Genomic DNA, 25,884 nt, shown 5'->3' with positions numbered 1-25,884 from the left:
TATTATGTTTTCCGTTTACATTGAGGCATTTTCCGTAGTATTTTTATAACTCTCCGTTTTTAATAAGGTGTTTCCCGTCTTGATTAGCGACTCCATTGTTTATTTTTTAGCATTATATTTGTTGTGCTATTGAAATCAAATTTTTACATAGACTTTTTTATAAAAAGGAGAAATAATAAGAACCTATACGCATAGTTAGGTTCTTATTGTTTCTCCTTTTAGAAATTATGAAGCAAGTAGAAAAGGACTGCTTAATAGCAGGTATAGATGGCTAGCAGTAATACCTTTTGCAATAGTAACAATCTATATGATAATAGAAAATAAGAAGTATTATAGATTTAAAAAACAGGCAAATGATGCCTGCTTTTTAAATCCTAAACTAATGTTTTTATTGCTGCCTCCAATTCTTCTTGCCTTGGAATAGTATATACTTGTGCCGTAACATAACCAGAAGCATGACCTGCAAGTTGAGCAACTATAGAAATATCAACCCCATTTTTGAGAAGTGTTCTGCAAAAATAGTGCCTAAAAGAATGAATAGTTACATCAGTAATCCCTATTTGTGCACAGTATTTTTTGAAAATCTTCCAGATTCCTGACCTAGTGTAAGGGGTCTTGCGTTCGGATATGAACAGATTATCACATTCTGTTTTAACGTTTTTTCTTATTGCCATCCAGTTGTTAATTGCATCCCGAACATCCCTATGCAAGGGGATATGACGCACTTTATTTTGCTTTCCTATTACTTTTAAGTTTCCTTTTCGTTCAGTTATATCAATGTCAGTAATACGGATATTTATGAGTTCAAAATTTCTAACCCCGCATCTTGTAAAAATCTCAAACATGGCAATATGAGCCTTGTTACCCCCACGGTATATATGACGGCGTAAGGCACGGTAGGTCTGTTCATCCAAAGACTTGGGTGTAGCAGGTGATTGAATCTTTATTTTTTTAATTGCTTTGGCAGGATTATTTTTTATATATTTTTCTCCTTCAAGAAATTCAAAGTAACTTTTCAGACTGGCCAATCTTAAATTAATGGTTGTTTCTTTCAAATGCCTTGTTCCCTGTAGATATGAACGCATATCTCTGATATCAATTTCAGTTACTACAATAGGGTCAAAATTTATGTCATTGGTTTCTTTAAACCATTTCGCAAATGCCTGCACATGCTCGATATAAGTTTTTATTGTGGAATCAGACTTGTCTATGCTCATCAAATAAGTGGCAAATTCATCAATATAAAAATTGCTTTCAGTTAATCCCTTATTATATTCCATCATCAACATCCTTCCTATAGTTTTTAATACTATAAAATATATTGGATAAGGGTTTCAAGAGAGTGTTAAAGTTTTGTTTCCAATTTTTTATGGGATAATGGACGATTATATGGGTGTTTTTATTTAGATTTAAAGAGAACTGGAAAAAGAACTTATATTTTGTTGACAAGTTTTGTGGAAAAATTATGAAGTTTGTCCTATAATTTATATAAGTTATAAATATATTTTGTGGGGTTAGGGTAATATGAAACAGTTTCCTGATTTGCGTAACTGGTTTAGCGGACTCATTAATTAAATATTCATTGGAGGGATAGAGGTGTATATATATAAAATAATAATTGAAAATTTTAGGAATATTAAAAGGCTAGAATGGAAACCAAATAAAAATGTTAATGTGCTAATAGGTCCTAATGGGTGCGGAAAATCAACATTGGCAACGGCATTAGACTATTTACTCAATCCATATATTCAATGGTACAATAAAGCATTATCAGAAATAGAATATTATGATAGGGACACATCTAATTCTATTTTAATTGAAGTATGGTTCAAGGATTTGGAAGAATTCATTGAAGATGATGGAGAATTATATTTTCAACATGTTGATGAAAACGATAACTTTAGTGAAAATGGACAAGAACTAGTTTTAATTACAAGGTTTAAGGCTGGACCTGATAAGAAAGCAATACATAGTATTTTTTCAAATGGGAGAGAACATCCGTTAAGACAAGCACATAAAGGTTTGATTAATTTTAAATACATAGAGTCAGATAGAGACCCGCTTAAAGAACTTTCTTTCGTTAGAAATTCAGTATTATCAAGGTTTATGTATCATGATAATTTGAATGTGTTAATACAAAACGCAATTGAAGAATTTAATGATACTACTGCTCCTTGCTTAATGCAAGACCCAGATTTTAAGACGGCATTGGATAATTTGGGTAAGGATTTTGCTGATTTTAATTTGATATCAGATGAAGAAGCGGCTATAAGTCTAGAAGCCACTGAATTAACTGAAAGAAAAACTTTACAAGCATTTAGCCTTGTTTTTAAAAATAAGAATGCAACAAAATACATACCAATTAAATATCAGTCTAGAGGCATTAAAAATTTAATGTTGTTAATTGCTCTAGGAGAATTGTTAAAAGAAACAGGAATATTATTTTTAGAAGAGCCAGAGCAAAACCTTGAACCTTTTATGCAACGGAAAATAATCCAAAATGTTACTGATACTATAAAAGGTCAAATCTTCTTAACGACTCATTCAATTGAAGTAGCAAAAATGCATGAGTTTGAGGATATTTTTTTAATGAGAGATGGGAAAATTAGTTGTCTTCCTTCATCACAATGTGTTGATAATGCATTTGAGAGGAAAATTGAGAGGTTTGCTAAAAGAGAGTTAATATCAGGTTTATTTTCCAAAGGTGTTTTATTAGTGGAAGGTGATTCAGAATTATTAGGACTTCCGATATTTTCAAAAGAATATAGTAAAGGTTTAGAATATAATGGAGTGGATTTAATCAGAGGAGGAGGGAAGAATGAAGTTTATAAATATGCAAAATTCTTTAGTGAGTGCAATATTCCTTGCATATGTCTAATTGATAACGATGATGATATTGAACGTTTACTAAATGATTTTGTAGAAAATAAGGTTCAATGTTTAATTCTAATTTTACCAAAAGACTATGAAACCTCAATAATAAGTATGCAAGTTTTTCAGGATTGCTGGGAGGAACTTTTTGAAGGAATTTATAAATTCAAAGATTATAAAGATAATTATTTGAAACCATTCACGTCAGATTCATCAAAAAGTGATGTTCTTAAAGGTAAATATAATAATATAGAAGCGATAAAGAAATCTAAGAGTTTGGGACAAATGATTAGTTTTTTAGACGATAATGAGATTAAAGAATTTCAAAGAGAGTTTTTACATATTAATCTTGCAGGTGTATCTAATGCTAAATATGTTGCTTCATATTTAGTATGTGAAGCACAAGATAGAAAAATTAAAGATTTTCTGCCTGTAGCATTTAAAAATATGTTTAAACTGATAGGCGTATATGTAGATAGTAATCGTGTTTGTAAACAATCTAAAAAATGTATAGTTCATAAAGTAGTTAATCCTTCACTCGTACATGATGATATTTGCAAAAAGTGTGCAAGCGTTAGAGAAGGATATACTTGTATTCTGAATGTGCGAGGTGAATAAAATGATTAAACCAAACCCAGAGCAAGAATATATTATTAATTATTTTACTCAGAATAATTCAAGGAATAGAGTATTGCTAGTTGAAGCACCTCCTGGAACTGGCAAAACATTTACGGCAGTTGCAACTGCTATAAATTATACATATTTTAATATTAAAACTAATCCCCTGTATAATAAAAAAGTATTAATATTAACCTTTTCTAAAAACGCAAAAGCGCAAATTGAAAAGCAGTTAGATATATTGGGTTCTCGTGATGTCAATTGGGATAAATATATTGAAATAACTAATTTTCACTCTTTTTTTCAAAAATATGTATGGGCTTATAGTCAATATTTAGGATTAAAAGAAAATTTAATTATTATGTCAACAAAACAACGGAGAGAGGCATTTAAGAATAAACTTTCATTCATACCAGAGTACGATGGAGATGATAAGGAACAATACGAATGGGCTGAGTCTTTGCTAGAAGGAGATTTTAGACCTTTAACTTATAAGGGAAACGTGAAACCTACTGTTAAAAAACTTATTCCCTACAAGGAAGATATCAAGGATATAATAAAAGAAATGAATAGAGAAGGTTATATAGGTTTTTCAGATATAGCCTATTATATGTGGAAATTATTGCAAAAATCGCAGGCACTGCTAAATATTATCCAAAATAAATATAATCTTATTATATTGGATGAATACCAAGATTCTTCCGATTTACAAGATAAGATAATAAAAAAATTGATTGGCATGAATAATAACGCCATATTTTTTGCTGATTCTAAACAAATGATTTATGGATGGAGAGGTGCATCTTCGGAAAGATTAAATAATTTATTGAATAACTATATGGGTGAAATTAAACAAAAAGAACTTCTCGAAGTAATGAGATTTAAAAGCCGTAAGGATATAGAAAATACACTTAAAGAGGTCAGAGAAGGAACCCATAACATAAAAAACTTTAATTCTTCTGAAAACATTAAGTATATAAAAGTCAAAGTGAGAGGAAAAAATATTTATTCCAAGGAAATAAAAAATCATATGTTTGCGGTTTTAAAATATAGAGTATTTCATGAGTTACCAAAGTATAAAGATAGGAAAAACAAATCCATAGGTATTTTATGTAGAGGGAATGAACAAGTAAATTTATTAAAGAAAGCCTTAAAGGAAGAGTTTAATATTAATTCTCAGACTATCAATAATAATGAAGATGAACATAATGTTGTATGTGATTTAATTGAATTTATGCGGAAACAACAAAGTAAGATAAACGAAGATGAGTTATGTAGGGAGATATTTAAATATATTTTTGCCGTTGTTGATGACAGCAATATAGGTTCAATTAATCGTAATAAATTAGATGATGTGTCATTCAATAGTTTAAAGAGAGTACGTTTAGATATACTTAAAACTATTAGAAGTTATGTTGAGGAAGCAATGGTAGATAATAACTATTATAAGTGTCTATGCAATAGTATAAAGTTAATAAATGGTAGTGAATTGCAAATAAATTATGATTTGATGTCTTTAGTAAAAAAAGTTTTAAAGTTCAGTAGTTACTCAGAAGATAAAATCATGGATATATTTTTACAATATCAATATCTTAAGGCATTTAGAGAATTAAAAGGGATATATGTCCTTAATGTACATCAATCAAAAGGAAGAGAGTTTGATTATGTCTATTTAATAGATAGAGAAGCCATTAATAAAGAAGAAAATTTGCTTTATGTAGCACTTAGCAGAGTGAAAGAGAAATTAGTAGTATTTGACTGGGTAGTTTAAATTGGTTATATAATATTTATTATTATTTAGGTTTTGTGTTCACCAAATGAGTACTCGCTAACCAAATTAATTGTGGACATATTGGTGGAGAGGAAAACTTATTGTATGTTGCTATAAAAGAAGCCAGGGATGAGATAAGAATAAAAGATTAGTTCACTGTAAACAATGATATTTTATCTCTGATATATTACCAGTGTAGACAGATGAAAATGAAAAGTATGTGTCTCGACACCTACATTTATTATTACCCTATCTATTAGGGACTAAAAAATGAACAACTTATATTAAACATAACATCATATCTGAATTAGAAACCGCACTAAGCGATTGTTTTGAATAAAATAGATTGGTTAAGAACAATCAGGGATAAATTGCGAGGTGAGCAAAAAATGGAAGAAATCACGATAACTTGGCATGGGCCATACAAACTACATAATATTGATAAATATAGTATAGTAAATAAAACAGGAATTTATGCAATATATAGAGTATTCGGTAATAATGAGACACTTCAATATATTGGGAAAACTGAAAGACCCTTTGTTTACCGAATCAATGAACATGCTAAAGATTGGTTACATGTTTATCGGGGACAACTGTTTATTAGATTTGGAGTGCTATCATTTGAACCAGGTAAAAAGTTCTCCTCAAAGAAATTAGATGATGTAGAATCATTATTAATTACATACTGTAAACCGTCTGAGAACACAAGTAATTATAAATATTATAGAGGTAGAGAAAATATTAAAATTACAAACAATGGTAGAGTCGGTTTGATACCCAAGATTATATCAACCAATATGTTAGAGTGGTGTTGATATTAAGTTGATTAATTTGTGTGATTAAAAACATAACTATTTTTAAATTAATAATAAAAGATGAAATGAAACTTGATAAGAATATGCAGCCCTCTTTATATTATATAGAGTTTAAGAAATAGGAATTTTATAATATAGGGAGGGCTTATACTATGCATTTAAAACCAGAAGAAATTTATTCTAAGTTTAATGAGGTAAATATTAAGATTAAGATTCCCAAGGAATTGTTATTATCATTGCTACGGCAGATAAATAGGCATCTAGAAATTTTAAGATATGAAGAGGGAGTTATAGATGACTTTGCAATCCATGAAAATATCGCCAATACAGAGATGATAATGACTAAATTACTTATTTTAATGGCTGAACCGTACAATAGGAAGGAAATTATACTTGAACTAAATATAGCAGAATTTTTAGTTTTTAGGGAGTGTGTACACTTAAATTTACAATTAATGGGCATACACAATAAGAAATATGAGGACCTTGTATGGCAAATAGAAAGCATATATTCTATGCTGAATAAAAAGGATATAAAGGAATATAGAGATTACATTAATAACTATCAAGAAAATAGGACTGCTTTGAGTTGATAGGGGTTTGGAATGTTGGCGATTTGTTCGCCAATATTTTTTTATAAGTTAGAATTAATACAATTGTAACATAATCTTAATGTTATTCTACGCTTTTGGCAATTCTAGAAAAATTTCGTGTTATGCTAAAAGTAAATAAATAAAAAAGTGAGGTATGTTAAAAATGGAAAATAATATAGTGAGCCTAGACAATTTTAGATTAAAAAAGATTGAGCATAAGCAAAAATCCTCTGACGGTTTTTGTATTAAAGATAGAAAAGAAAAGATATATTTGGATGGAACAGAAGTAGAGGTTTTGATAAATTTCCTTGATGAATTCATAAGTTTTTTAAAAGGAAATGAAGAAAAACTTATGAATGAGAATGAATGGGGGCTAGTAGAGGATGGCCAAAACTGTAGAAGAGAATGCAAGAGAATTAAAAAAGTAATAAAGGATAATATGGAATTATACGAAGACTATGCTATGTTAGAGCGTGATGATATAAGTTTTTTATTCTCACATATATATATGTACAATTCTAGTATAGATATTAAAAAGCAACAAAAGAATTTAGAGAAGTATAAAACAGTAATGGATAAGTTTAATGAAAAATTAAAAGGAAATGGAAGACCTCTTATATAAAATTGTCTCTTCGCTTTAATAAAACAGCGGGAACTGTAGGGGTAGTGGCAAAGGGTTTAAAGGATAAGGGGTTTAGGATTATACCATAAATTTCAATATTAAAGGCTACACCCTCCGCTAAATATAAGAAAAGGCATTAGGGGATTATGTCCTGCTAATGCCTTTCTCATTACTTTAATCATCTTTTTCATATAAGTTTTGTATTTTACTTGTGAATGACAGTAATGCAATAAATGAAAAACCTATGAATAAGCCTATAACAAAGCGTATAACAATGTTTTGAATGGTTACAACAAAAGGTATTAAGAATATGTTTGCTAGTATAAGCAATCTTATAGTTCTAAAAATACTTCCTTTCATGATACTTAAATGCCTCCTTGTGCAAGTAATACATAGAATTTTACTTGGCCACTATAACCTATTTCAAATTAAACTTTAACGTTTAAAATAAAGTTGTTATATGATAAAATTAAAGTACACAGAACGAATGGATTAAAATGCCATTGACACAGACATCTTAAAGATGCCTTGAGGTCAGTGGCATTTTTTTATTTGCAATTTTAAAGTATCGGAGGTAATTCAATGGCTAAAAGAAGCAATGATTGGGATTCAAACAAATTAAATAGATGGATAAAGGAAGGCAGGGGTCAGGGAGAAGGGAAGGAATATAAGCCTTGGCTAACTGTGCAGGATTTCCCTAGTATGGGCAGGGTAACAAGAGTTTTTGGGTGGACAACTCAAAGAATACATCATTTTTTTTCAGATACGCAATTAAAGTATTTTTATTTATTAGATTGGGAAGAAAAAGTTATCGATATTCGAGAGCATTATCCCCTTATAGATTTAGAAGTAGTGTTAAAAGATACATCGGATTTAAGACTTGGTAAGTTTATAGACAGGAAAACCAAGGAGCCTTATATACTAACTACTACATTTTTGATTACACTATTGAACTCTGATGGAAAAAAGAGTTTTACTGCAAGAAGCATAAAATATGCTTCGGAATTGTCTAAAAAGAGTACAATCGAGAAACTGGAAATTGAAAGGAGGTACTGGAAGGCTCAAGGAATTGATTGGGGCATTGTGACAAATAAGGACATTAATGATGTCAGGGCAAAAAATATAGAATGGGTTCATTCAGTGATGAATTCTGATGACTGCAACGGTCTTTCTAAGGCTGAGTTTGATGACTTGTTTGACGGTATTTTATACAGATTTATTGATAATAAGCAGAGCATAAAGAACATTATAGCAGGATTTGAAAAAGACTATTCACTGGATGTCGGAATGGGATTACTATTATTTAAACGTTTAGTTGCAGAGAAAAGGATAGTTTTAGATATGGATAAGCCTATAAATCTTAGCCAAACAGGAAAATCAGTTTACATACCTGAAATAAGTGACAAAGGGGGAAATAATGATGTTAAGGTATACGGTTAATTCCTTACTAGAATGGAAAGATGGGACTGAAAGTACTAACATTGAGAGACTTCTGTGGATGGATGATGAAATAGCCTACACAATAGATGTAAATAAAAATAAAGTTCCTTATATTCGAAGACAGAAGGATATAGAAGATGCATTGGCTGGAGGGAAGGCAGAAATAAAAGATGATGACGAATTTATAGTTGTGTTAAAGGAACAAGATATACCTGAAAAACATAAGAAAATTAGGGATAGGGCGTGGGAAGTAATTAGGGATATGGTAGATAAGGAGCCAGATATTTTTCAATCTGCTTTTAGAGGGAAGTTAATTAAAAGAGCCTCCGAAACCTGTGGATTAAGTGAATCATGGATTCTGGAATATTTAAAAAGGTACTGGAAAAGGGGAAAAACTTGCAACGCTTTATTACCAGATTACCGAAACTGTGGAGCAAAGGGCAAAGAGAGAAAGGCTGGAAATGTGAAAAGAGGAAGACCTAGAACTAATCAGTCTATTATAGGAGAAGGGGTAAATGTTACTGAGGAAATAAAAAGAATCTTTCGTATTGCTGTAAATAAATACTACTATACCACAGCAAAAAATTCTTTAACATTGACTTATGAACTCATGAGAAAAGAATATTTTTCGGATGGTTTTAAAGAAGAAAATGGAGTTAAGATACCAATTATAAAGCCTCAGGCGGAAATTCCATCCTTTGGGCAGTTTAGGTATTGGTTTGAGAAGGAGCGAAATATAAAAAAAGAGATAACTAGCAGATACAGCAATAAAAAGTATCAAAAACAGTATCGACCTATAATAGGCAGTTCTTTAGATGGAGTATTTCAGCCGGGAAAATTCGAAATAGATTGCCAGGTGGGTGATGTTTATTTGGTATCAAGATTCAACAGAAACTGGGTTATAGGTAGACCAGCCATTTATGCAGTAATTGACAAGTTCAGTAGACTAATATGCGGTCTATATATTGGATTAGAAACAGGTTCTTATGCAGGAGCCATGATGGCGCTTTTAAACGCAACCATGAATAAAGTGGAGTTTTGTAAGCAGTATGGTATTGAAATAGGGGAGAAGGATTGGCCTGTACACCATCTTCCAGAAACTATAATAGCAGACCGTGGAGAACTAGAAGGAGGAAATATTGATAACCTTATAAATACTCTAAATGTAAAAGTTCAAAATACACCACCTTATCGAGCAGACCTGAAATCAGCAGTTGAAAGGTTCTTTGGACTTACAAATGAGCGAGTAAAGCCATTTGTGCCAGGTGTTGTGGATTTAGATGGAAGGGAACGAGGGGATAAAGACTATAGGATAAAAGCAAAACTGGATTTATTTCAATTTACTCAGATAATGATAAAATGCATTTTATACCACAATAATCATTATCATTTGGATTACTATAAGCGTGATGAAGATATGGTTGAAGATAATGTTTCCTGTATTCCAATAGAACTTTGGAACTGGGGTATTGCAAATCGAGGTGGGACACTTAGAACAGTTCCAGAGGATGCTGCAAAACTAGCACTGATGCCTTCTGATACAGCCACTGTGACTGCAAAAGGGATTAGGTATAAAGATATGTATTATGCAGCAAAGTCTATGCTAAAAAACGGAATGTTTGCTGATGCACGAACCAAGGGAACACGGAAAATTAAAATAAGTTATGACCCACGTAATATGGAATATATCTATGTCTATAATGATAACCCTAATGAATACGAGAAATGTTTTTTGGTAGATGCTAACAGCAGATATAAAGATAAGGCATTTGAAGAAATAGAATACTTATTAGTAGTAGAAAAAATGCAGCAGGAAAAGAGCAAAGATAATGTAGCACAAGCCAAGACTCAGTTAATTGCTGAAATAGAAGACATAGTTCAGCAAGCAGAAGAAGACTATAAAAATGAGACGAGTACAGTAGGAAGTGATAGACAAAGAGTAAAGAACATTAGGGAGAATAGGAAGGCTGAAAAGTCCGTAAGAAGGCTGGAAGAGGCTTTTGATTTAGGCAATGATAATCAATATTTTAAAGCCAACAAAGAAGAAAAAGAAACCGAAGAGATGGATACCCTGCAATTGCTGTTTCAAAAACAGAAAGAGGTGATGATGGATGAAGGAAGTGATAATACCGAATGGTAGTATAGCAGTAGAGGCAGAGTATATAGAGCAGATAATTCCAGATTATAAAGGCAATCCATTTATTGAATCTCTTCCTAATCTCCTTTCCGCCCAAGAGGCAATTGAAAGATTGGCTTTTTATCCCGAATTTAATAAAAGTGAAAGATTGCTGGACAGTCACTATCGTATTCATATGGTAGACAGATTATTTCAGGTTTTTCAGCCCCTCCCTATGAGCATAGAACTTGAAAGAAAGATTTCTCGTGCAATAAGGCAAGGATACCTTTCCCGGAATCCATTTAGCAGCAAACTGGCTCAAGGGTTTTACAGAGATTATCATGAGAATACTAGTAACCTAATAAATAATAAAGATTTTTATTCAACTTCACTAGGATTTTCTTTGATAGGAATATCAGGTTTGGGAAAGACTTCTTCTCTTAATAGGGTACTAACTTTATATCCTCAGATAATTGTGCATTCTGAATATCAAGAAATTCCTTTTTCGATGTATCAGGTAGTATATCTGAAATTGGAATGCCCCCATGACGGCTCAATTAAGGGACTCTTATACGAGTTTTTTGCTGAAATAGACAGGCTTCTTGGAACCAATTATCATGAAAAAGTAATGAGGACAAGACCAACTGTTGATGTGATGATGACCGTCATGAATCAGGTGGTAAGAAATTGTGCTCTAGGCATTTTAGTTATTGATGAGATACAACATTTAAGTATGGCCAAATCTGGTGGAAGTGAAAAGATGTTAAATTTCTTTGTAAACCTCGTAAATAATGTAGGGGTACCAGTTATTTTAGTGGGAACCCCAAAAGCAATCAAAGTCCTTCAGGGAGACTTCAGACAGGCACGCAGAGGGTCAGGCCTCGGTGGCGATATGGTATGCGATAGGATTCAAAGAGATGGGGTGTGGGACTTATTAGTAGATTCTATATGGCACTACCAGTGGATGAGGAAAGAAACGCTCCTTACCCCTGAAATAAGTAATGTTTTATATGAAGAAACCCAGGGGATACCTGATTTATTAAAAAAGGTTTATGCTATTGCTCAAGCCCATGCTATATCAACAGGAAAGGAAGAGATAACTCCACAAATTATTAAAAAGGTAGCAAAAGAGAATTTAAAACTAATTCAGCCAATGATTACTGCATTAAAGACGAATAATATGAGAGAAATTATTAAATATGAAGATATCTATATGGCGGATATTGATTATACAGATTATTTAACTCGGACGAGAGAATCTATTAACCTGGACTTGCGGGCTAAGGAGATAAAGAAAGAACAAAAAAAACTAAGGCAAGAGGGCTCTATAGGGGTAAAAAAAGAGGCACTGATAAAACTTGTTGAGTTAGGTGTAGATATTAAAAAGGCACAAAAAATAATTGATACTATGTTTTCTAAAAACCAAGACTTAGGTGCAGATGATATGGTAAAAGGTGTGATAGAACAACTTAAGGATGAAGAAGTAGGGGGGATAGGGAAAAAAGGAACAGGTAAAATGGAAGAAAGAGAATCAGGGCGAAATGCTGTAAACTCATTTGATATTCGAAGCATTGTTGAACAGGGCAAAAAGGATAATAAAAGTGCGTATGAGGCTATAAAAGAATCAGGACATATTGTAAGTTTTGAAGATGATATTTTCGCCAAGGGGGTGATATAGTGAACTTTTTTCCTACACCTTATCCAGACGAAATATTATATAGTACGCTGGCACGATACTGTATACGAAGTGGTAATATAAAAGAAATCCATAATTTTGAGGATTTATTCGGAACAAGGAACTGTATAGCAGTTATGGAACTGTCTACACAATTAGATGCATTAATTGAAAATATGCCTATCAGTACAAAATATACAGCAGAATATTTTATCTATAAGCATACCTTATTTCCTTATCTTGCAGCATTTATCCCACGAGACAGGGCTGAAAAGATAATTGAAACTATGAAAAATGGTGAAGGGGCAGTTTCCTACATGAGGATAGGTCTAATATCAAATTCTATCAATTTAAATAAATACTTTCGATTTTGTCCTGAGTGTTTTAAAGAGGACATAGAAAGATTTGGAGAGCCATATTGGCACAGAAGCCATCAGGTTACAGGGGTATTTGTATGTTTAAAACATAAGATACCCCTTTATAACAGCACAGAACTCATAAGGGCAGGAAATAGACAGAGGTTTATTAGCGCATCTTGTAAGAACTGTATTGTAGAAAAAGAAATAAGTTATTCAAATTATTTGATGAAGAAGATGCTTTGGATGGCAGGAGATGTAGAAATACTTCTAAATAATCAATTTGGATTTAAGAAGACTGAGTGGTTTAGAAATCAGTTTCGAGTTAAGTTGATTGAAAAAGGCTATGCTAGGATGAACAATTATATTCACCAAAAGAAGTTAAAACAAGACTTTGTGGATTTCTATGGTCATGAATACTTGGCACTTGTTCAATCCCCTGTATCAGTTAATAGCGGAGGTTGGCTACCTGATATGGTTAGAAATAATGATAGGACAACCTATTCAATAAGGTATCTATTATTAGCGAGGTTTCTCGGAATTCCAGTGGCTGATTTATTTAATACAAAACTTGGCTCTAATAATGAAGATGAAAAAAACATTGATGCTTATCAGGAACTGTGGGACCAGAGGTTGATAGAACTTACCCAGTCAGGACTATCAATCCGAGAAATATCAGATATATTAAAGTCATCTACAAAAACAATTAGGAAGGCTATTGATAGGTTAGGAGTAGAAGAGTTTTGGAAATTTAATGGTGGTGGAAAATATCTTCACAGCAAGTTTACTGATACAGAAGAATTTAGAATGAAAAGGGAAAGGTTAAGGGAAAAGTGGCTTGAACTCCATGCTCAATATCCTGATAAAAGTAGTAGCCAAATTCGTAAAAATAACGATGGAGTTTATGCATGGCTGAAAAGATATGATAGTGAATGGATGGAAGAAAACTATCGCAGAATAAAAACAGTAGTTAACACTGTTGATTGGGATAAAAGAGATGCTGAATTGCTTCCTAAAGTTAAGGAAGTGATAAAAGAAATGAAGGAAGGCAAGCCTGAAAGGATAACATGGTCAACTATAGGAGGCAAGTTAGGGATTAGCGGCTGGCTCTCTAAAAGGAAGGAGAAACTCTCATTGACAAAGGCATATATAGACTCAGAATTAGAAAGTCTAGAAGAATTCCATATAAGAAAAATAAAATGGGGCATTGAAGAATTAGAAAGGCAGGGAAAAGAAATAACATTATGGAATATAGCAGAAACAGCATGTGTTAAGCCAAGGTACATGGAAGGGATTTATAAGGAAATTAAGCAGATATTAAATAACAGAGGATATGATTGCAATTTTAAATTTTAGGGTAAAGTCACATATAAGGATAAAAAATTCCTTAATGTGGCTTTTGTTTATAAAGCCCAAATAATAGACTTATTTGAAGGTAAATGGAGGAAATTATGGGTAAATGGCGAATATTTTATATAGATGCGTTTTGGACTAATATTTGAAAGCAAAGTGAAAGATATTATCAATGAAAATGTATGAAAAATGTAAAGTTGAAACGGATTTAATATAGAGTTGCGATTTAAGTAGATTTACAATCTATTTGCAAACACACAGAATTAATACCTTGAGCGAGGATTCTAATAGACCTTGCGAGAACCATATGAACTCTAATATGAGTCTAAAGGAGGGATGTCTTATGAAATTAAATAACATATTTAATATTATTAAATTCCATAGATATGCGGGACTCTCTATAAATCTTGGTATAATAGGACTGAACTTTGATTGGGGTTCTCGCTGAAGGTATTACTATAAAATACTTATGATATAAATAAAACTTTTATTTAAATGTAAAAAATGTTTTAAGGGAATGAGAGAGATATGATAGGTAAATGTGCTTTATGTTATAGGGAAAGGGAACTCCAATTAAGTCACATTATTCCTAAATTTGTAATCCGATATTTAAAGAAAACATCTGTTGGAAATATTAGAAGAACTGATAATCCTAATAAGGTTGTGCAAGATGGGGAGAAATACTATCTATTATGTAAGGATTGCGAAGAAAGATTTAATAGTGCAGAAACACTTTTTGCAAACAAAGTTTTCTATCCATATTTAATAGATAATAAAGAAGAATTTAAATATGATGAATGGCTTTATTATTTTATTACATCAGTAAGTTGGAGAAATCTATATTTAGATATAACTAATTTTGTAAAAGTCGGAGATATTCAAATTGATGATTTACATGTTCTCATAGATAGTGAAAAGATTATGAGAGACTATCTTATGAAAAAAAGAAATGACATGGGTAATATTAAAAATCATATATTTTTCTTTGGAGATATTAGAGAGGCGTATAAAGAGTTTAAACAACAGAATCCGCATGTGGCTTTTAGCAGAAGTGAAGGAGGTCATACGTTTTATAATTCTAAAAGAAAAACATACATGAGTATATCAAACCTTATGGGAATAATTCTAATTACAATATATAAAATGCATTCAGAAGAATATTGGGAGAACACAGAAATATATAATTGCAGGGGAATAATTAGAGCGAAAAATCAGTACATCAAAAGTGTAGTTGGACAAGAGTTCTTTGAATGGATGAAAGAAATAAATGAATCACAGTTGAAGTTAAATTCACATCAGAAAGAGAAAATTGTTAAAAATATAATAGAAAATAAAGAGGAGTTTATAAATAGCAAGATATTTGAGCAAATGATGAAAGATAGAAAATCATAATATCCATTTTATATATGGGGGGAGATGAATGGAAGTAAAGAAACATCCTAATGAAGATGAAAAAGAATTTTTAACCATAGGATATAACAGGTTTTATGACTTGTTTGAAGAAATGATAAATGATGATTTTTGGTTTAAAGAAGATGAATATCGACTTTTTAAAATAAAAGAAATATTTGCAACGTATTTTGAACTATTGAAATATCCACCTATACAATGGATTATCAAAAATCAAAAAAGACCAAATTTTAGTGATGTAGGTAAAGCCTTGTTTAAATTTATTAGAAACGTATTACTGCATTTTCCATACTTTGATAAATGGGATGATATTTGGGTTATGAAATCGCTAATTACTTTATATTCTAATAAACCACAGTTTATAGACCAATTTCTAACGAAATATGAGTTTAAAGAAGAGTTTAAATATAGGTTTTGGGAACAAAAATATAAGAGAATGACATATATAAGTATTAATTTCCCTACAGAATATAGTATGAATAAAAAAATCTTTCTTAAAGATATTTTAACTGAGAAAGATGGAGTAAAATTTTCGCTTATTTTTATGTATAACATTTTAGAGTCCCAAATTGATAGAAGTAATTTTAATCTAGAAATTGAGTAAAGTTAAAATCTTAAACAACAATAGATTAGTACTTTATATAACTAATTAATATAAGATTATATTGGGAGAGTAACTATGAGGATTTATGATAGAGATTATACTAAATTAACCGAAGATGAGATAAATGAATGGGAAATGCTTAAGAAAAAAGAAGTGGTAAAGACTACAGGAAAATTTAATATTAGAAAATCAATGTTTAGGAAATATCCCAAAGCAGTTAGACATTATTTAAGTATATTTCCTAATAACTACTTGGATATAGAAGATTTAAAAAATGAAGATATGCTTAAGACTAGTATTTCTAATTTCTACGATTTTTTAAGTAATGAAAACATTATTGAGAGTGATATTGCAAAGTTTATTAAGAATAATAAAGCATATTTTATAATTGGTTCTATTTTAAAATCAAATTATAACTTTGGGCATCATGATGCATTTATTATACCAGAGTTTATGTTGGGAAATTCATACAAAGTAGATTACCTACTCATAGGAAAAAACTCAGGTGGATATGAGTTCGTCTTTGTTGAGTTAGAAAATCCATATGGAAAAATCACCTTAAAAGATGGAAATTTAGGAGATACTTTTAGAAAAGGTATAAAACAGGTATTTGATTGGGATGAATGGCTTGAGTCAAATTATGTGTCACTCAGAGAAACTTTTCAAAAATATAAGAACCCAAATGAACAGTTGCCTAATGAATTTTTTAGCCTTGATAAAACAAGAATACACTATGCAGTTGTTGCTGGAAGAAGAGATGCTTTCAATCTAAAAACATATAAAGAAAAACGAAGATATGTAGATAAGCATAAAATTCTTTTACTGCATTATGATAATTTATGCGATAGTGCAAAAAGTACCATTGGTAAGCCTACTTATTAGTTAGACATATTTTTTATTGTTCCATTATCTTATTGATAAATAGACTTTTTTATATACTAAGATTTCAAAAAATAGAGATTATCCTATAAGAGGAGATATAGAATGGATAAGTACAGTGAAGTAATTACAAATTATTTAGGTAGAACAGATAAAAATTTATGTGATGACTGTTTATCAAAATTGTTGAGCATCGAACCACGTCAAACTATTAATGCTGTTTGTAATAAATTATTTAAGCAAGATATGATAAACCGTTGTAAAGGCGAATGTTCATGCTGTAAAAAGATTAAAATAGTAAATGGTATTGGTCATACGTATAATAACAAAGTGGTAAATCATGAAGTAAACAGTCAGAATCATCGCTCGAATCTACAAAACACAAATAATAATGGCGTTTTTTCAAGGCTCCCTTTTGATGAATTTGAAAACAGAGTGGGATTATATTTAAATAGAAAACTTAAGGATAGTTTCTATGAAAAGCCATTAATTGTAGGTGCTAATAAAGTTCATAAGTTTGATTTGGTTTCATTGGACAACTCCATTGTGGCGGAATGTAAAAGTTATACTTGGACAAAGGATGATAATTTTCCTTCTGCTAAAATATCAACTGCAATAGAAGCAGTCTTTTATCTTTCTAGAATAATTGCTGAAAGAAAAGTTATAGTTTTCCAAGATGATTTTAATAAAAAAGGAGAAAGTCTAGTAGAAACTTTTATAAGAAGATACGATGGAATACTTGATGATGTTGAAGTATGGAGATATTTAGTCGGAGAATCAATTGAATATGATAGAATTGAAATAAAACGGGAAGGAAAAGAATGCTGGTATAAAAATCTATATAAATAAAAGATAATCTGAAATCAGCAATAAATTTGTATATAATGGTATCCTTATTCCCTTGCTTCTTACCCCTTGTTCCTGTATCTATGTCTCCATCAAATAAAGTCCTATCATTATGCAAATTCATTTTAAAATGTAAATAAAGTTGTTGTATAAAACCATAGGGAAAAGGTATAAGGAATGCCTAGGAACTATGGTTTTTTTATTAGAATTTTTATTAGAAGAAAAAAAGGATGTAAGGCTAAAAGCCAGATAAATCAATGGATTGGAAGATAAGATAGAAAAGAAAATGGAGAGGAGAAATGGATAAAACTCCCCTTAAACCTTCTCCCTAAACCCTCAATCCTAATAGAACTTTATTTTCATTTTTTGCCCTAAAAACTTCAAAATGTAAGGACTTTAGAGAGCAGATTCAAGGGAAAAGGGCATAAGTGGGAAATAAGGGACGAAAAAACAGGTCAGTGTTTTCAAGGGTTTGGGGGGTGTTGGTGAGAGAACTTTATTTGAAAAAGGTGAGGAGTTTGTTTGATGAATACATTTATAAATAGATTAATTCTAATGTAAGATATTGCAAGAGAATATATATTGAAACACACACTTTATCACCAAGGGGGTAATATAAACCTACGACATCATTATTGTACTCTCAACCCACGTTGGAGGTACAATTCTGATGACGTATTGTGGTTCTGAGGGGGAACAATAGACTTTGACCACAACATATAGTGGTTTAAGGGTGAAATTTGGGTCGAAAATCGGTGAAAAAACACCCTTTTTTGACACTTGAAAATAGGGTGTTTAACAGATGACATTGAATAACTGGAGATATTTAGAAGATAAATGGGTGAATTTGGTTGATAAAATGGGGGGAAATTATATACTATAGATGAACATTAACAATGTAATGTGGAATAGAATTACTTAAAAAATATTGTTTTAAGGGGGAAAAGAGTATGAAGAAAACAGCGGTTCTACTATATGATACATGTTGCCTATTTGAACTTACTGTAGCTTTAGAGATGTTAAAAATGGCTGAAAAACCTGTAGTCTATTTTGCAAAAGAATTAAAGCCAATTAGAACAGAAGAAGGTATGCTTGTAATTGCAGATAATACTTTTGAACAGCTAAATGTAGATGAATATGATTCACTTTTGATAACAGGTGCTACTGATGCTCAAGGCATGGTAGAAGATGAATCGTCTCAAGAATTTGTAAGTAAATTTTATGATGCTGGCACATTAATTGGTGCTATTTCGATTGCTCCAATATTACTCTTAAAACTTGGATATTTAAAAGAAAAACCTTTTATGATAGGAGTGGAAAAATCCGATCTATATGAGGAAGGTTTTACAGATGATGACATGAAATACATGATTGGATGGGAAGAGTCCTGCGATGAAGTTGTACCTGAAAAATATTTAAAGACGGATAATATCATTACATCTGTAGCATTTGGTTTTCGACAATGGGCTATGGCAATAGGAAAAGAATTAAATATTGAACTTTATCCAAAAAGCTTTGATTTATAAGGGAAAAATATTATGAATCTATAAGATATAAAACTATATTTGGAATTCTTCTTTCGATATATTATGTTTATTATACTCAGCAATAAGTATAAGGTAATGCTTAAAGAAATTGCAAAATAAATATTATAGATGTATTAGAATATAATAAATTCTAATACATCTATTCTTATATAAATTAAAATTAAATATAGACTGTATGCTGGCGAAGTTTTGGTAATTAAAGACCCAAATAAACTTGGCCATTTTTTATGCCTAGAACCAGAAAGAGAGCATGAGAACAATGTAAAAGTTATTTATGTATGGAACATCCTTGGGGTTAATAAAGCAGCTCATGGTTATGGTGCCAAATTTTCAACAAAGGAGAAATAGGAAGTATCTAATGATCTAGGAATGGAAATTACAACAAAGCTAAATTCTTATATGGAAGGCAGTATTGATAAAAGATTTTCAAATGTCTTACCTGATAGAAATGGAAAAGTTCCATTCTGCATCCTTTGAAGAAAAATCTAAGTCAATGAAAGAATTAATCAATCTTAAAGAATGGTTATATAAATTTGAATATTATCATCAAGTAGCTGATGAAACATTTTTAGGGGAGTATGTATCAAAATAAAAAATATGCGAGTGATGAAGTCTTAGAGTTTATTAAAACAGAAAAGTTAGGCAGAGAAAATATCATGAAAAAATATTTCAATAGAAGCAAAAGGAAGTAAGTAAAAAATGTAAAAGTTATTTAAGTTTAGCATATTTTTGAGTAGATGTTCAATTGATAAATAAATTATGATATAATCAGTATATAATGTATAGTTAAATAACTAAGGAGGCTTAGGACTATGAAGTCTAATTTCATTTCAGTTGAAACTATAAGGGAAAAAACAGCTCCCATATTTGAAAATTATCCTATAAATAAGGCAATACTATTTGGGTCTTATGCAAAAGGTAATGTCACAATAAGTAGTGATATAGACTTATACATTGATACAAATGGAAAGTTAAGAGGACTTGATTTTGTTGGATTACTAGAAATACTTGTTAATGCTTTAGAAATAGATATAGATTTGATTGATAGGTCTCATATTGAGCAAGATTCTTTAATAATGCAGGAAATAGAAAATGGAGGTATAGTTATATATGAAAAATCAAAAGATTATTCAAAAGATAATTAACTATATCGACTCTATATTAAAATATACCAATGATGTAGATTATACTGAATTTAGAAATAATAGTATGATGGTTGAAGCTTGTGTGTTTAATTTAAGTCAAATAGGTGAATTAGTTAATAAACTTGATAAAGAATATCTTTCAAAACATCATGAGGTTCCTTGGTTCAAAATGCGTGGATTAAGAAATCGTATAGTCCATGACTATGAAGGTGTAAATTTAAATCTAATATGGGAAATTATTGATATGGATATAAAGATATTAAAGGAACAGTTGTTGAAGCTAATTAATTAGCTTCATTTTTATATCACTTAAATTGTGAAATATATCTTACCACCAAGGGGTTACTATCTCTCTACGACATCATAATCATCGATTCAAGGCACGTTAAAATCGTAACACGAACTGTGAAGGGAGTGAAATGACTGAAGAAAGCAATTTACGCCCGATGTCAGACTTACCCAAGAACACGAGCAGAGCAAGATGTGATTGGCAGCAAGCTACGACTTAGAGTATAATTCTGGTAACGTACTACAGTTTAGAGGAGAAATGATAGGGTTTAGACACATTAGATATTGGTTGAAGGACAAAAATAGGGGCAAAAATCAGTGAAAAAACACTGTTTTTTGCCCCTTAAAAATGGACTAAAATCATAGATGACAGAGGGTAATTTAGGTGCTGACAGAAGAAAATTGAATAAGAGGGGATTATTAGTTGATAGATCGGCAGATGAATTATATAATATGATGCACATAAGTAGATTTATATGATGTTGTAACGGGCCAGCAAAGCTAGCCCCTACATATTGATACTAGAGGTTGTAGGGGAGGTCTTTGACCTCCCGCTTGATGAACATCATTTATAAAATATGTATTAAGAAAGGCCATATAAATTTGCAAGGGGTGATAGTTTGGCTAAGCATGACTTTGGAATAATAGATTTCTTTGAAGAAAATAAGTGGTATAGTGAATGTGGGCCTAAAAAGTACAATTGTATTTCGGTTGATGATGACGTATTGGAAGATTGAATGGAAAAGAAAATGGATAGGAGAAATGGATAGGATTCTCCTTAAACCTTCTCCCTTAATCCTCAATTCTAATAGAACTTTATTTGAAAAAGGAAAGGAGTTTGTTTGATGAACACACATTGATATAGACATTGAAGAAACAGCTATAGAAGCTAATCAATTAGCTTATTTTTTTTGATTAGGAGTGTGTCCAGCAAAGCTAGCTATTTACATGTTGGCGAAAGCGGTGCTATTAAATATTAGATAACACACTTCGAAAAAAATGGCATTTATGGCCCAAATTTATTATAATTAGTATTAACCTAGTACTAAAATAAAAACAAATAAAGAGGGAATGGATAAAATTGAAAAACAAACACAAAATAATTACATTTGCAGCTGCTACTATAATATGTTTAGTAGTCATATATCTTCATCTTTTATCCCATGAAAAGACTCAAGAAATCTATTTAGAGCAAACTGAAAAGACTATAATAAATTTGAAAAAAGACTTTCTAAAAGATACAGTAAATAATATATTTTTTGAAATAGATAGATTAAGAGAAATTAAGCATGAAAATTATAAGAAAAACACAGAAGCTAGACTAAGGCGGTTTCAAGAAGAATTAGATTTATCAGATGAAGAATTCATACAATTTTTCATAAATAGATTTAATGACGACTTAAATCCTAAAATGTGGACAGCCTTTTTATGGGACAATAAAACAGGAGAAGTATTATATGATTCTGCTGGACTACATATAAAAACCATAGACAGTACTGTGAAGGACTTAAAGTCCTTACTCTCCTCTCACGCTGTAATTGAAAAAGGCAGCATACAAGGTATCTTTGGAGTTAGTAAGTCTTATATAGATGAAATTGTAAAAGAAGAAATTGGAGACACAATAAGAAATCGAGAATTTTCTAATGATTCTTACATATGGGTGAACGAGGTAATTAACTATGGAGGTGGGAAAGATTACGCAATTAGAAGGATTCATCCAAACCTAAGGGACACAGAGGGAACTTATTTATCTACAGATATGGAAGATATCAAAGGTAAATTGCCTTATTTAGAAGAACTAGAAGGGATAAAGAAAAATGGGGAGCTATTTTTTACTTATTATTTTAAAAAGTTAAATAGTTCTCAAGTTTCAGAGAAGATTACTTATGCAAAGCTTTATAAGGATTATGATTGGATAGTAGCCATGGGTGTTCATTTAGATGATATTGGTGCTTACACAGAAAAAGTAAATAATGAAATCCATTCCTTATCTAGTGAGTCTATAATAAGATTATTAAGATACATTTTAATAGTTTTATTAATAGGATTTACAATACTTTATTTAATAGAGAAGAAGCATTTATTGAATTCAACTAAATCCTTAGAAAAAGAAATTAACATAGATACATTAACTAAGGCATCTAGCAGAAGATTTGGAGAGATGAATCTAAATGCTCTTTTTAAGCAATATAGGTTAACAGGAGAAAAACCAGCTATTATGATGCTTGATATTGATGGCTTTAAGCATATAAATGATAATTATGGTCATAAAACGGGAGATATTGTCCTTATTGAAATTGTTAAGACAATAAATCATATTATAAGAAGCTCTGATCAATTAATTCGCTGGGGTGGGGATGAGTTTGTAGGCATATTCCCAGGATTAAGAGAAGAGCATATAATGGAATTTGGTGAAAAATTATTAGATGGAATTGCTTCATTAGAGATTCCAGCGGGAAATGAGACTTTCAGCATAACCATTTCCATAGGTTTTTCTTATTTTAAAGATACTGATAATGATTACAATGATGTTTTAAAGAGAGCAGATGATGCACTATACAAGTCAAAAGAACAAGGGAAAAACAGAGTAAATATATGGCATATTTCATAAATTATACATCATATGCATTTTAAAAAAAAATATTGCTTAAGTATTGTCAATAATAGAAAAATATATTTGTTATCTCTTTGACAAATATATTTTTTTGTTCTATTATGATGTATAATAATTCTATAAACAATAGCATTTATTGTCGAAAAAAGTATAGTTTGTTTATTAACTGTGGAATTATGATTAATATTACCTTGTTAAGGAGGGGAAAAATGAAAAAGATTAGTACAAGAATAGTACTTACTGTATTAATTTGTTCTATTACTATGTCACTGCTTGTTGGAGTGACAAGTATGTTCAGAAGCATGGAAGTAATTGAAAAAGAAGCTAAAACTAGTCTCTATGCAACTGGGGATGTTTATTCTAAAGGTTTTAATGAAGATTTACATATTCTCGAAAACACTTTATCTAGCATGTATCAAATAGTAGATGGAACTATTGAGGTAGCTAGATTAAGGGAACCAGGTTATTTAGCCACTTATTCTAATACAATTCTAAGCCCTATAATTCAAAGAATGGCTAGAGAGACTGACAAATGTGCAGGACTATACATAGTTTTTGATCCAAAATACACAGGTAGATCCGAAGGGATATGGGCAGCAGTTGATGACAACGGTAAGCTTATGCATTCAATTCCTACCAATATTGCAGGAAAAAGCCCTGATGATCCATCAGCATCTTTTTATTACGATGCTGTGAGGGCAGGAAAGGCAGCATGGGGAGACCCTTATGTCAACAATGCAAACTCAAATGTAATGACTTACTCAATGCCAATTGTAGTTAATGGTACGACTATTGGTGTAATAGGTGCAGACATGAAGGCAGGAGAGCTTATAAAGGGAGTTGAAGATATAAAGCTATATGAAACAGGATATGCATTCATGCTTAACAGGGATTATGATTATCTAATTCATCCTACTCTAGACAAAAGTAGCAATTTAAACACTATAAACAATGGACAATACAGCTATATTGTAGATGAAATAGAAGAAAAGGGAACAGGGGTAATAGACACTGTATTTGCTGGTGAAAGAAAAATAATGGTTTTTTCAAAGCTAATAGACGGAAAAACTTTGATTTTAACTATTCCTAGACATGAAATACTAAAAGATATGCTTATGACTGTATATATTATTATAGGAGTTATATTAATTTCGGCTCTCTTAGCAACAATCATATCATTTGTATTAGGAAAGAGGATTTCCGACCCAATAGTTCTGGTGAATGGAATATTAGATACCACCTCAAAGCTAGATTTAACTGATATAGAAGAAACTAAGGAAATAAAAGCTATATTAAGCAGAAAAGATGAGGTAGGCTCTATACTTAAAGCAACTGCAGTATTAAGGGAAGAGATAAGAAAAATATTAAGAACTATAAATGATACTACTGAAGACGTAGTAGAAAACATTCAGAGTCTAAACTTAGCTACTTCAGAAACTAGCCAATCTATAAATGATGTAGCTAAGACTGTAGAAGAGCTAGCTCAAGCTTCTATGGAACAAGCTGAAGATGCAGAAACAGGCTCAGAGAAATTAAATAGGTTAGCTCAAGAAATAAAGATAGCAGTAGAGCATGGGGGAATAGTTGTAGAGAACTCCATGAAGGCACAAAGGATAAACGAAGAAGGTTCAAAAGCTATGAATAGTATGGTGGACAAGTTTGATGTAACAGTTAAGTCCTCTCGTATTCTTTCAGAAAATGTGAATTCACTTTTAGATAAATCCCAGTCAATTGGGAATATACTAAATACAATTATGGATATTTCGGAGCAGACTAACCTTCTTGCATTAAATGCAGCTATAGAAGCAGCTAGAGCAGGAGAAGCTGGTAGAGGCTTTGCAGTAGTAGCAGAGGAAATAAGAAAATTATCTGAAGAGACAGGACGTGCTACTAAAAGCATAGAGGATATATTAAAATCCATACAGCATGAGGTAGGCACAACTAAAGACAATATGGATACATCAGAAGGGGCCCTCAAGGATGCTAATGAATCCCTAGAGCAATCTAAAAAAGCCTTTGAAGAAATATATTCATCTCTTGTATCTGTAATGGAAGCTATAGAAAAGTTAGGAGAAAACTTAAATAAAGTAGATGAAGAAAAAGAAGAAGTGATATTAGCTATACAAAGTATATCTTCTATAACTGAAGAGACTGCAGCTTCTACAGAAGAACTATCAGCTTCTATGGAGGAGCAGGCGGCTACAATGGAGACCGTAGCTAATAATACTGAAAATCTAACAAGAACAATAAAGAGATTAGATGAATTAGTTCATAGATTCAGACTATAATACTATATTTTATAAAGCAGGGTCGGTACT

22 protein-coding genes are annotated in these 25,884 nt (G+C 31.1%); 20 read left to right on the top strand and 2 right to left on the bottom strand.

Translation table 11 applies throughout. The annotated features are described in order from the left end of the window. Nucleotides 1-374: 374 nt before the first annotated feature. The gene (locus BLV37_RS07185; protein ID WP_244270497.1) at nt 375-1,283 is read right to left on the bottom strand and encodes a tyrosine-type recombinase/integrase; all 909 of its coding nucleotides are present in this window, start codon (nt 1,281-1,283) and stop codon (nt 375-377) included. Nucleotides 1,284-1,596: 313 nt separating this feature from the next. Here BLV37_RS07185 and BLV37_RS07180 point away from each other — a divergent pair, with 313 nt between their 5' ends. From BLV37_RS07180 to BLV37_RS07160, 5 genes are all read left to right on the top strand, one after another. After that, nucleotides 1,597-3,489 (top strand): ATP-dependent nuclease, encoded by a 1,893-nt coding sequence (locus tag BLV37_RS07180; protein WP_176967912.1) that lies wholly within the window; start codon nt 1,597-1,599, stop codon nt 3,487-3,489. 1 nt (nt 3,490) lies between these two features. Continuing rightward, nucleotides 3,491-5,260, top strand: a complete 1,770-nt coding sequence (locus BLV37_RS07175; protein WP_176967911.1) for a UvrD-helicase domain-containing protein — start codon at nt 3,491-3,493, stop codon at nt 5,258-5,260. A 389-nt stretch (nt 5,261-5,649) separates the two neighbouring features. Continuing rightward, nucleotides 5,650-6,078 (top strand): GIY-YIG nuclease family protein, encoded by a 429-nt coding sequence (locus BLV37_RS07170; RefSeq protein WP_091729303.1) that lies wholly within the window; start codon nt 5,650-5,652, stop codon nt 6,076-6,078. A gap of 152 nt (nt 6,079-6,230) precedes the next feature. Further along, nucleotides 6,231-6,671, top strand: coding sequence for a hypothetical protein (locus BLV37_RS07165; protein ID WP_091729301.1), 441 nt, complete (start codon nt 6,231-6,233; stop codon nt 6,669-6,671). Nucleotides 6,672-6,834: 163 nt separating this feature from the next. Continuing rightward, entirely contained in the window at nt 6,835-7,293 is a 459-nt protein-coding gene (locus tag BLV37_RS07160; RefSeq protein ID WP_091729298.1) for a hypothetical protein, read from the top strand. Between the two features lie 174 nt (nt 7,294-7,467). On the opposite strand, the gene BLV37_RS07155 is transcribed toward BLV37_RS07160, so the two are convergent. Beyond that, on the bottom strand, nt 7,468-7,653 hold the full coding sequence (locus BLV37_RS07155) for a hypothetical protein (protein ID WP_091729296.1): 186 nt from the start codon (nt 7,651-7,653) through the stop codon (nt 7,468-7,470). A 222-nt stretch (nt 7,654-7,875) separates the two neighbouring features. On the opposite strand from BLV37_RS07155, the gene BLV37_RS07150 reads away from it, so the two are divergent. From BLV37_RS07150 to BLV37_RS07085, 15 genes are all read left to right on the top strand, one after another. Continuing rightward, on the top strand, nt 7,876-8,733 hold the full coding sequence (locus BLV37_RS07150; protein ID WP_091729293.1) for a TnsA endonuclease C-terminal domain-containing protein: 858 nt from the start codon (nt 7,876-7,878) through the stop codon (nt 8,731-8,733). Continuing rightward, nucleotides 8,714-10,873, top strand: coding sequence for a Mu transposase C-terminal domain-containing protein (locus BLV37_RS07145; protein WP_176967910.1), 2,160 nt, complete (start codon nt 8,714-8,716; stop codon nt 10,871-10,873). Before BLV37_RS07150 ends, BLV37_RS07145 begins: the two co-directional genes overlap by 20 nt. Beyond that, nucleotides 10,845-12,527: an ATP-binding protein gene (locus BLV37_RS07140; RefSeq protein ID WP_091729291.1), complete on the top strand. Its 1,683-nt coding sequence runs from the start codon at nt 10,845-10,847 to the stop codon at nt 12,525-12,527. The genes BLV37_RS07145 and BLV37_RS07140 overlap by 29 nt, the downstream gene beginning before the upstream one ends. Next, nucleotides 12,527-14,236 carry a TnsD family Tn7-like transposition protein gene (locus BLV37_RS07135; RefSeq protein WP_244270496.1) on the top strand — a complete coding sequence of 570 codons (1,710 nt, stop codon included), beginning with the start codon at nt 12,527-12,529 and terminating at the stop codon, nt 14,234-14,236. Before BLV37_RS07140 ends, BLV37_RS07135 begins: the two co-directional genes overlap by 1 nt. A gap of 525 nt (nt 14,237-14,761) precedes the next feature. Continuing rightward, on the top strand, nt 14,762-15,625 hold the full coding sequence (locus BLV37_RS07130; RefSeq protein ID WP_052221605.1) for a hypothetical protein: 864 nt from the start codon (nt 14,762-14,764) through the stop codon (nt 15,623-15,625). 28 nt (nt 15,626-15,653) lie between these two features. Beyond that, complete coding sequence (locus BLV37_RS07125; protein ID WP_052221604.1) at nt 15,654-16,247, top strand: hypothetical protein; 594 nt, start codon at nt 15,654-15,656, stop codon at nt 16,245-16,247. A 75-nt stretch (nt 16,248-16,322) separates the two neighbouring features. Further along, nucleotides 16,323-17,129, top strand: coding sequence for a Shedu anti-phage system protein SduA domain-containing protein (locus BLV37_RS07120; protein ID WP_091729286.1), 807 nt, complete (start codon nt 16,323-16,325; stop codon nt 17,127-17,129). Between the two features lie 102 nt (nt 17,130-17,231). Beyond that, the gene (locus tag BLV37_RS07115) at nt 17,232-17,975 is read left to right on the top strand and encodes a hypothetical protein (RefSeq protein ID WP_208975224.1); all 744 of its coding nucleotides are present in this window, start codon (nt 17,232-17,234) and stop codon (nt 17,973-17,975) included. Between the two features lie 947 nt (nt 17,976-18,922). Continuing rightward, nucleotides 18,923-19,498: a DJ-1/PfpI family protein gene (locus tag BLV37_RS07110; protein ID WP_091729283.1), complete on the top strand. Its 576-nt coding sequence runs from the start codon at nt 18,923-18,925 to the stop codon at nt 19,496-19,498. A 210-nt stretch (nt 19,499-19,708) separates the two neighbouring features. Beyond that, complete coding sequence (locus BLV37_RS15045; protein ID WP_176967909.1) at nt 19,709-19,867, top strand: hypothetical protein; 159 nt, start codon at nt 19,709-19,711, stop codon at nt 19,865-19,867. 100 nt (nt 19,868-19,967) lie between these two features. Continuing rightward, nucleotides 19,968-20,111 carry a hypothetical protein gene (locus BLV37_RS15040; protein ID WP_176967908.1) on the top strand — a complete coding sequence of 48 codons (144 nt, stop codon included), beginning with the start codon at nt 19,968-19,970 and terminating at the stop codon, nt 20,109-20,111. A 220-nt stretch (nt 20,112-20,331) separates the two neighbouring features. Next, nucleotides 20,332-20,664, top strand: coding sequence for a nucleotidyltransferase family protein (locus tag BLV37_RS07100; RefSeq protein ID WP_091729279.1), 333 nt, complete (start codon nt 20,332-20,334; stop codon nt 20,662-20,664). After that, nucleotides 20,630-20,956: a HepT-like ribonuclease domain-containing protein gene (locus tag BLV37_RS07095; RefSeq protein ID WP_091729277.1), complete on the top strand. Its 327-nt coding sequence runs from the start codon at nt 20,630-20,632 to the stop codon at nt 20,954-20,956. The genes BLV37_RS07100 and BLV37_RS07095 overlap by 35 nt, the downstream gene beginning before the upstream one ends. Before the next feature lie 1,077 nt (nt 20,957-22,033). Further along, the gene (locus BLV37_RS07090) at nt 22,034-23,563 is read left to right on the top strand and encodes a sensor domain-containing diguanylate cyclase (RefSeq protein ID WP_244270495.1); all 1,530 of its coding nucleotides are present in this window, start codon (nt 22,034-22,036) and stop codon (nt 23,561-23,563) included. Between the two features lie 212 nt (nt 23,564-23,775). Then, nucleotides 23,776-25,854 carry a methyl-accepting chemotaxis protein gene (locus BLV37_RS07085; protein ID WP_176967907.1) on the top strand — a complete coding sequence of 693 codons (2,079 nt, stop codon included), beginning with the start codon at nt 23,776-23,778 and terminating at the stop codon, nt 25,852-25,854. Nucleotides 25,855-25,884 lie beyond the last annotated feature (30 nt).

The sequence above is a fragment of the Proteiniborus ethanoligenes genome (assembly GCF_900107485.1).
GTDB lineage: Bacteria > Bacillota > Clostridia > Tissierellales > Proteiniboraceae > Proteiniborus > Proteiniborus ethanoligenes.
Note: the sequence above shows the minus strand (reverse complement) of the source record. Positions and strands in the feature narration are given on the sequence as shown.

What these genes read in the sequence shown, in the direction of transcription:
- BLV37_RS07115 (WP_208975224.1), top strand. Translation starts at nt 17,232, where the DNA reads ATGGATAAGTACAGTGAAGTAATTACAAATTATTTAGGTAGAACAGAT.
- BLV37_RS07155 (WP_091729296.1), bottom strand. Translation starts at nt 7,653, where the DNA reads ATGAAAGGAAGTATTTTTAGAACTATAAGATTGCTTATACTAGCAAAC.
- BLV37_RS07100 (WP_091729279.1), top strand. Translation starts at nt 20,332, where the DNA reads ATGAAGTCTAATTTCATTTCAGTTGAAACTATAAGGGAAAAAACAGCT.
- BLV37_RS07110 (WP_091729283.1), top strand. Translation starts at nt 18,923, where the DNA reads ATGAAGAAAACAGCGGTTCTACTATATGATACATGTTGCCTATTTGAA.
- BLV37_RS07170 (WP_091729303.1), top strand. Translation starts at nt 5,650, where the DNA reads ATGGAAGAAATCACGATAACTTGGCATGGGCCATACAAACTACATAAT.
- BLV37_RS07140 (WP_091729291.1), top strand. Translation starts at nt 10,845, where the DNA reads ATGAAGGAAGTGATAATACCGAATGGTAGTATAGCAGTAGAGGCAGAG.
- BLV37_RS07165 (WP_091729301.1), top strand. Translation starts at nt 6,231, where the DNA reads ATGCATTTAAAACCAGAAGAAATTTATTCTAAGTTTAATGAGGTAAAT.
- BLV37_RS07120 (WP_091729286.1), top strand. Translation starts at nt 16,323, where the DNA reads ATGAGGATTTATGATAGAGATTATACTAAATTAACCGAAGATGAGATA.
- BLV37_RS07125 (WP_052221604.1), top strand. Translation starts at nt 15,654, where the DNA reads ATGGAAGTAAAGAAACATCCTAATGAAGATGAAAAAGAATTTTTAACC.
- BLV37_RS07085 (WP_176967907.1), top strand. Translation starts at nt 23,776, where the DNA reads ATGAAAAAGATTAGTACAAGAATAGTACTTACTGTATTAATTTGTTCT.
- BLV37_RS07160 (WP_091729298.1), top strand. Translation starts at nt 6,835, where the DNA reads ATGGAAAATAATATAGTGAGCCTAGACAATTTTAGATTAAAAAAGATT.
- BLV37_RS07145 (WP_176967910.1), top strand. Translation starts at nt 8,714, where the DNA reads ATGTTAAGGTATACGGTTAATTCCTTACTAGAATGGAAAGATGGGACT.
- BLV37_RS15040 (WP_176967908.1), top strand. Translation starts at nt 19,968, where the DNA reads ATGGAAAAGTTCCATTCTGCATCCTTTGAAGAAAAATCTAAGTCAATG.
- BLV37_RS07150 (WP_091729293.1), top strand. Translation starts at nt 7,876, where the DNA reads ATGGCTAAAAGAAGCAATGATTGGGATTCAAACAAATTAAATAGATGG.
- BLV37_RS07130 (WP_052221605.1), top strand. Translation starts at nt 14,762, where the DNA reads ATGATAGGTAAATGTGCTTTATGTTATAGGGAAAGGGAACTCCAATTA.
- BLV37_RS07175 (WP_176967911.1), top strand. Translation starts at nt 3,491, where the DNA reads ATGATTAAACCAAACCCAGAGCAAGAATATATTATTAATTATTTTACT.
- BLV37_RS07095 (WP_091729277.1), top strand. Translation starts at nt 20,630, where the DNA reads ATGAAAAATCAAAAGATTATTCAAAAGATAATTAACTATATCGACTCT.
- BLV37_RS07185 (WP_244270497.1), bottom strand. Translation starts at nt 1,283, where the DNA reads ATGATGGAATATAATAAGGGATTAACTGAAAGCAATTTTTATATTGAT.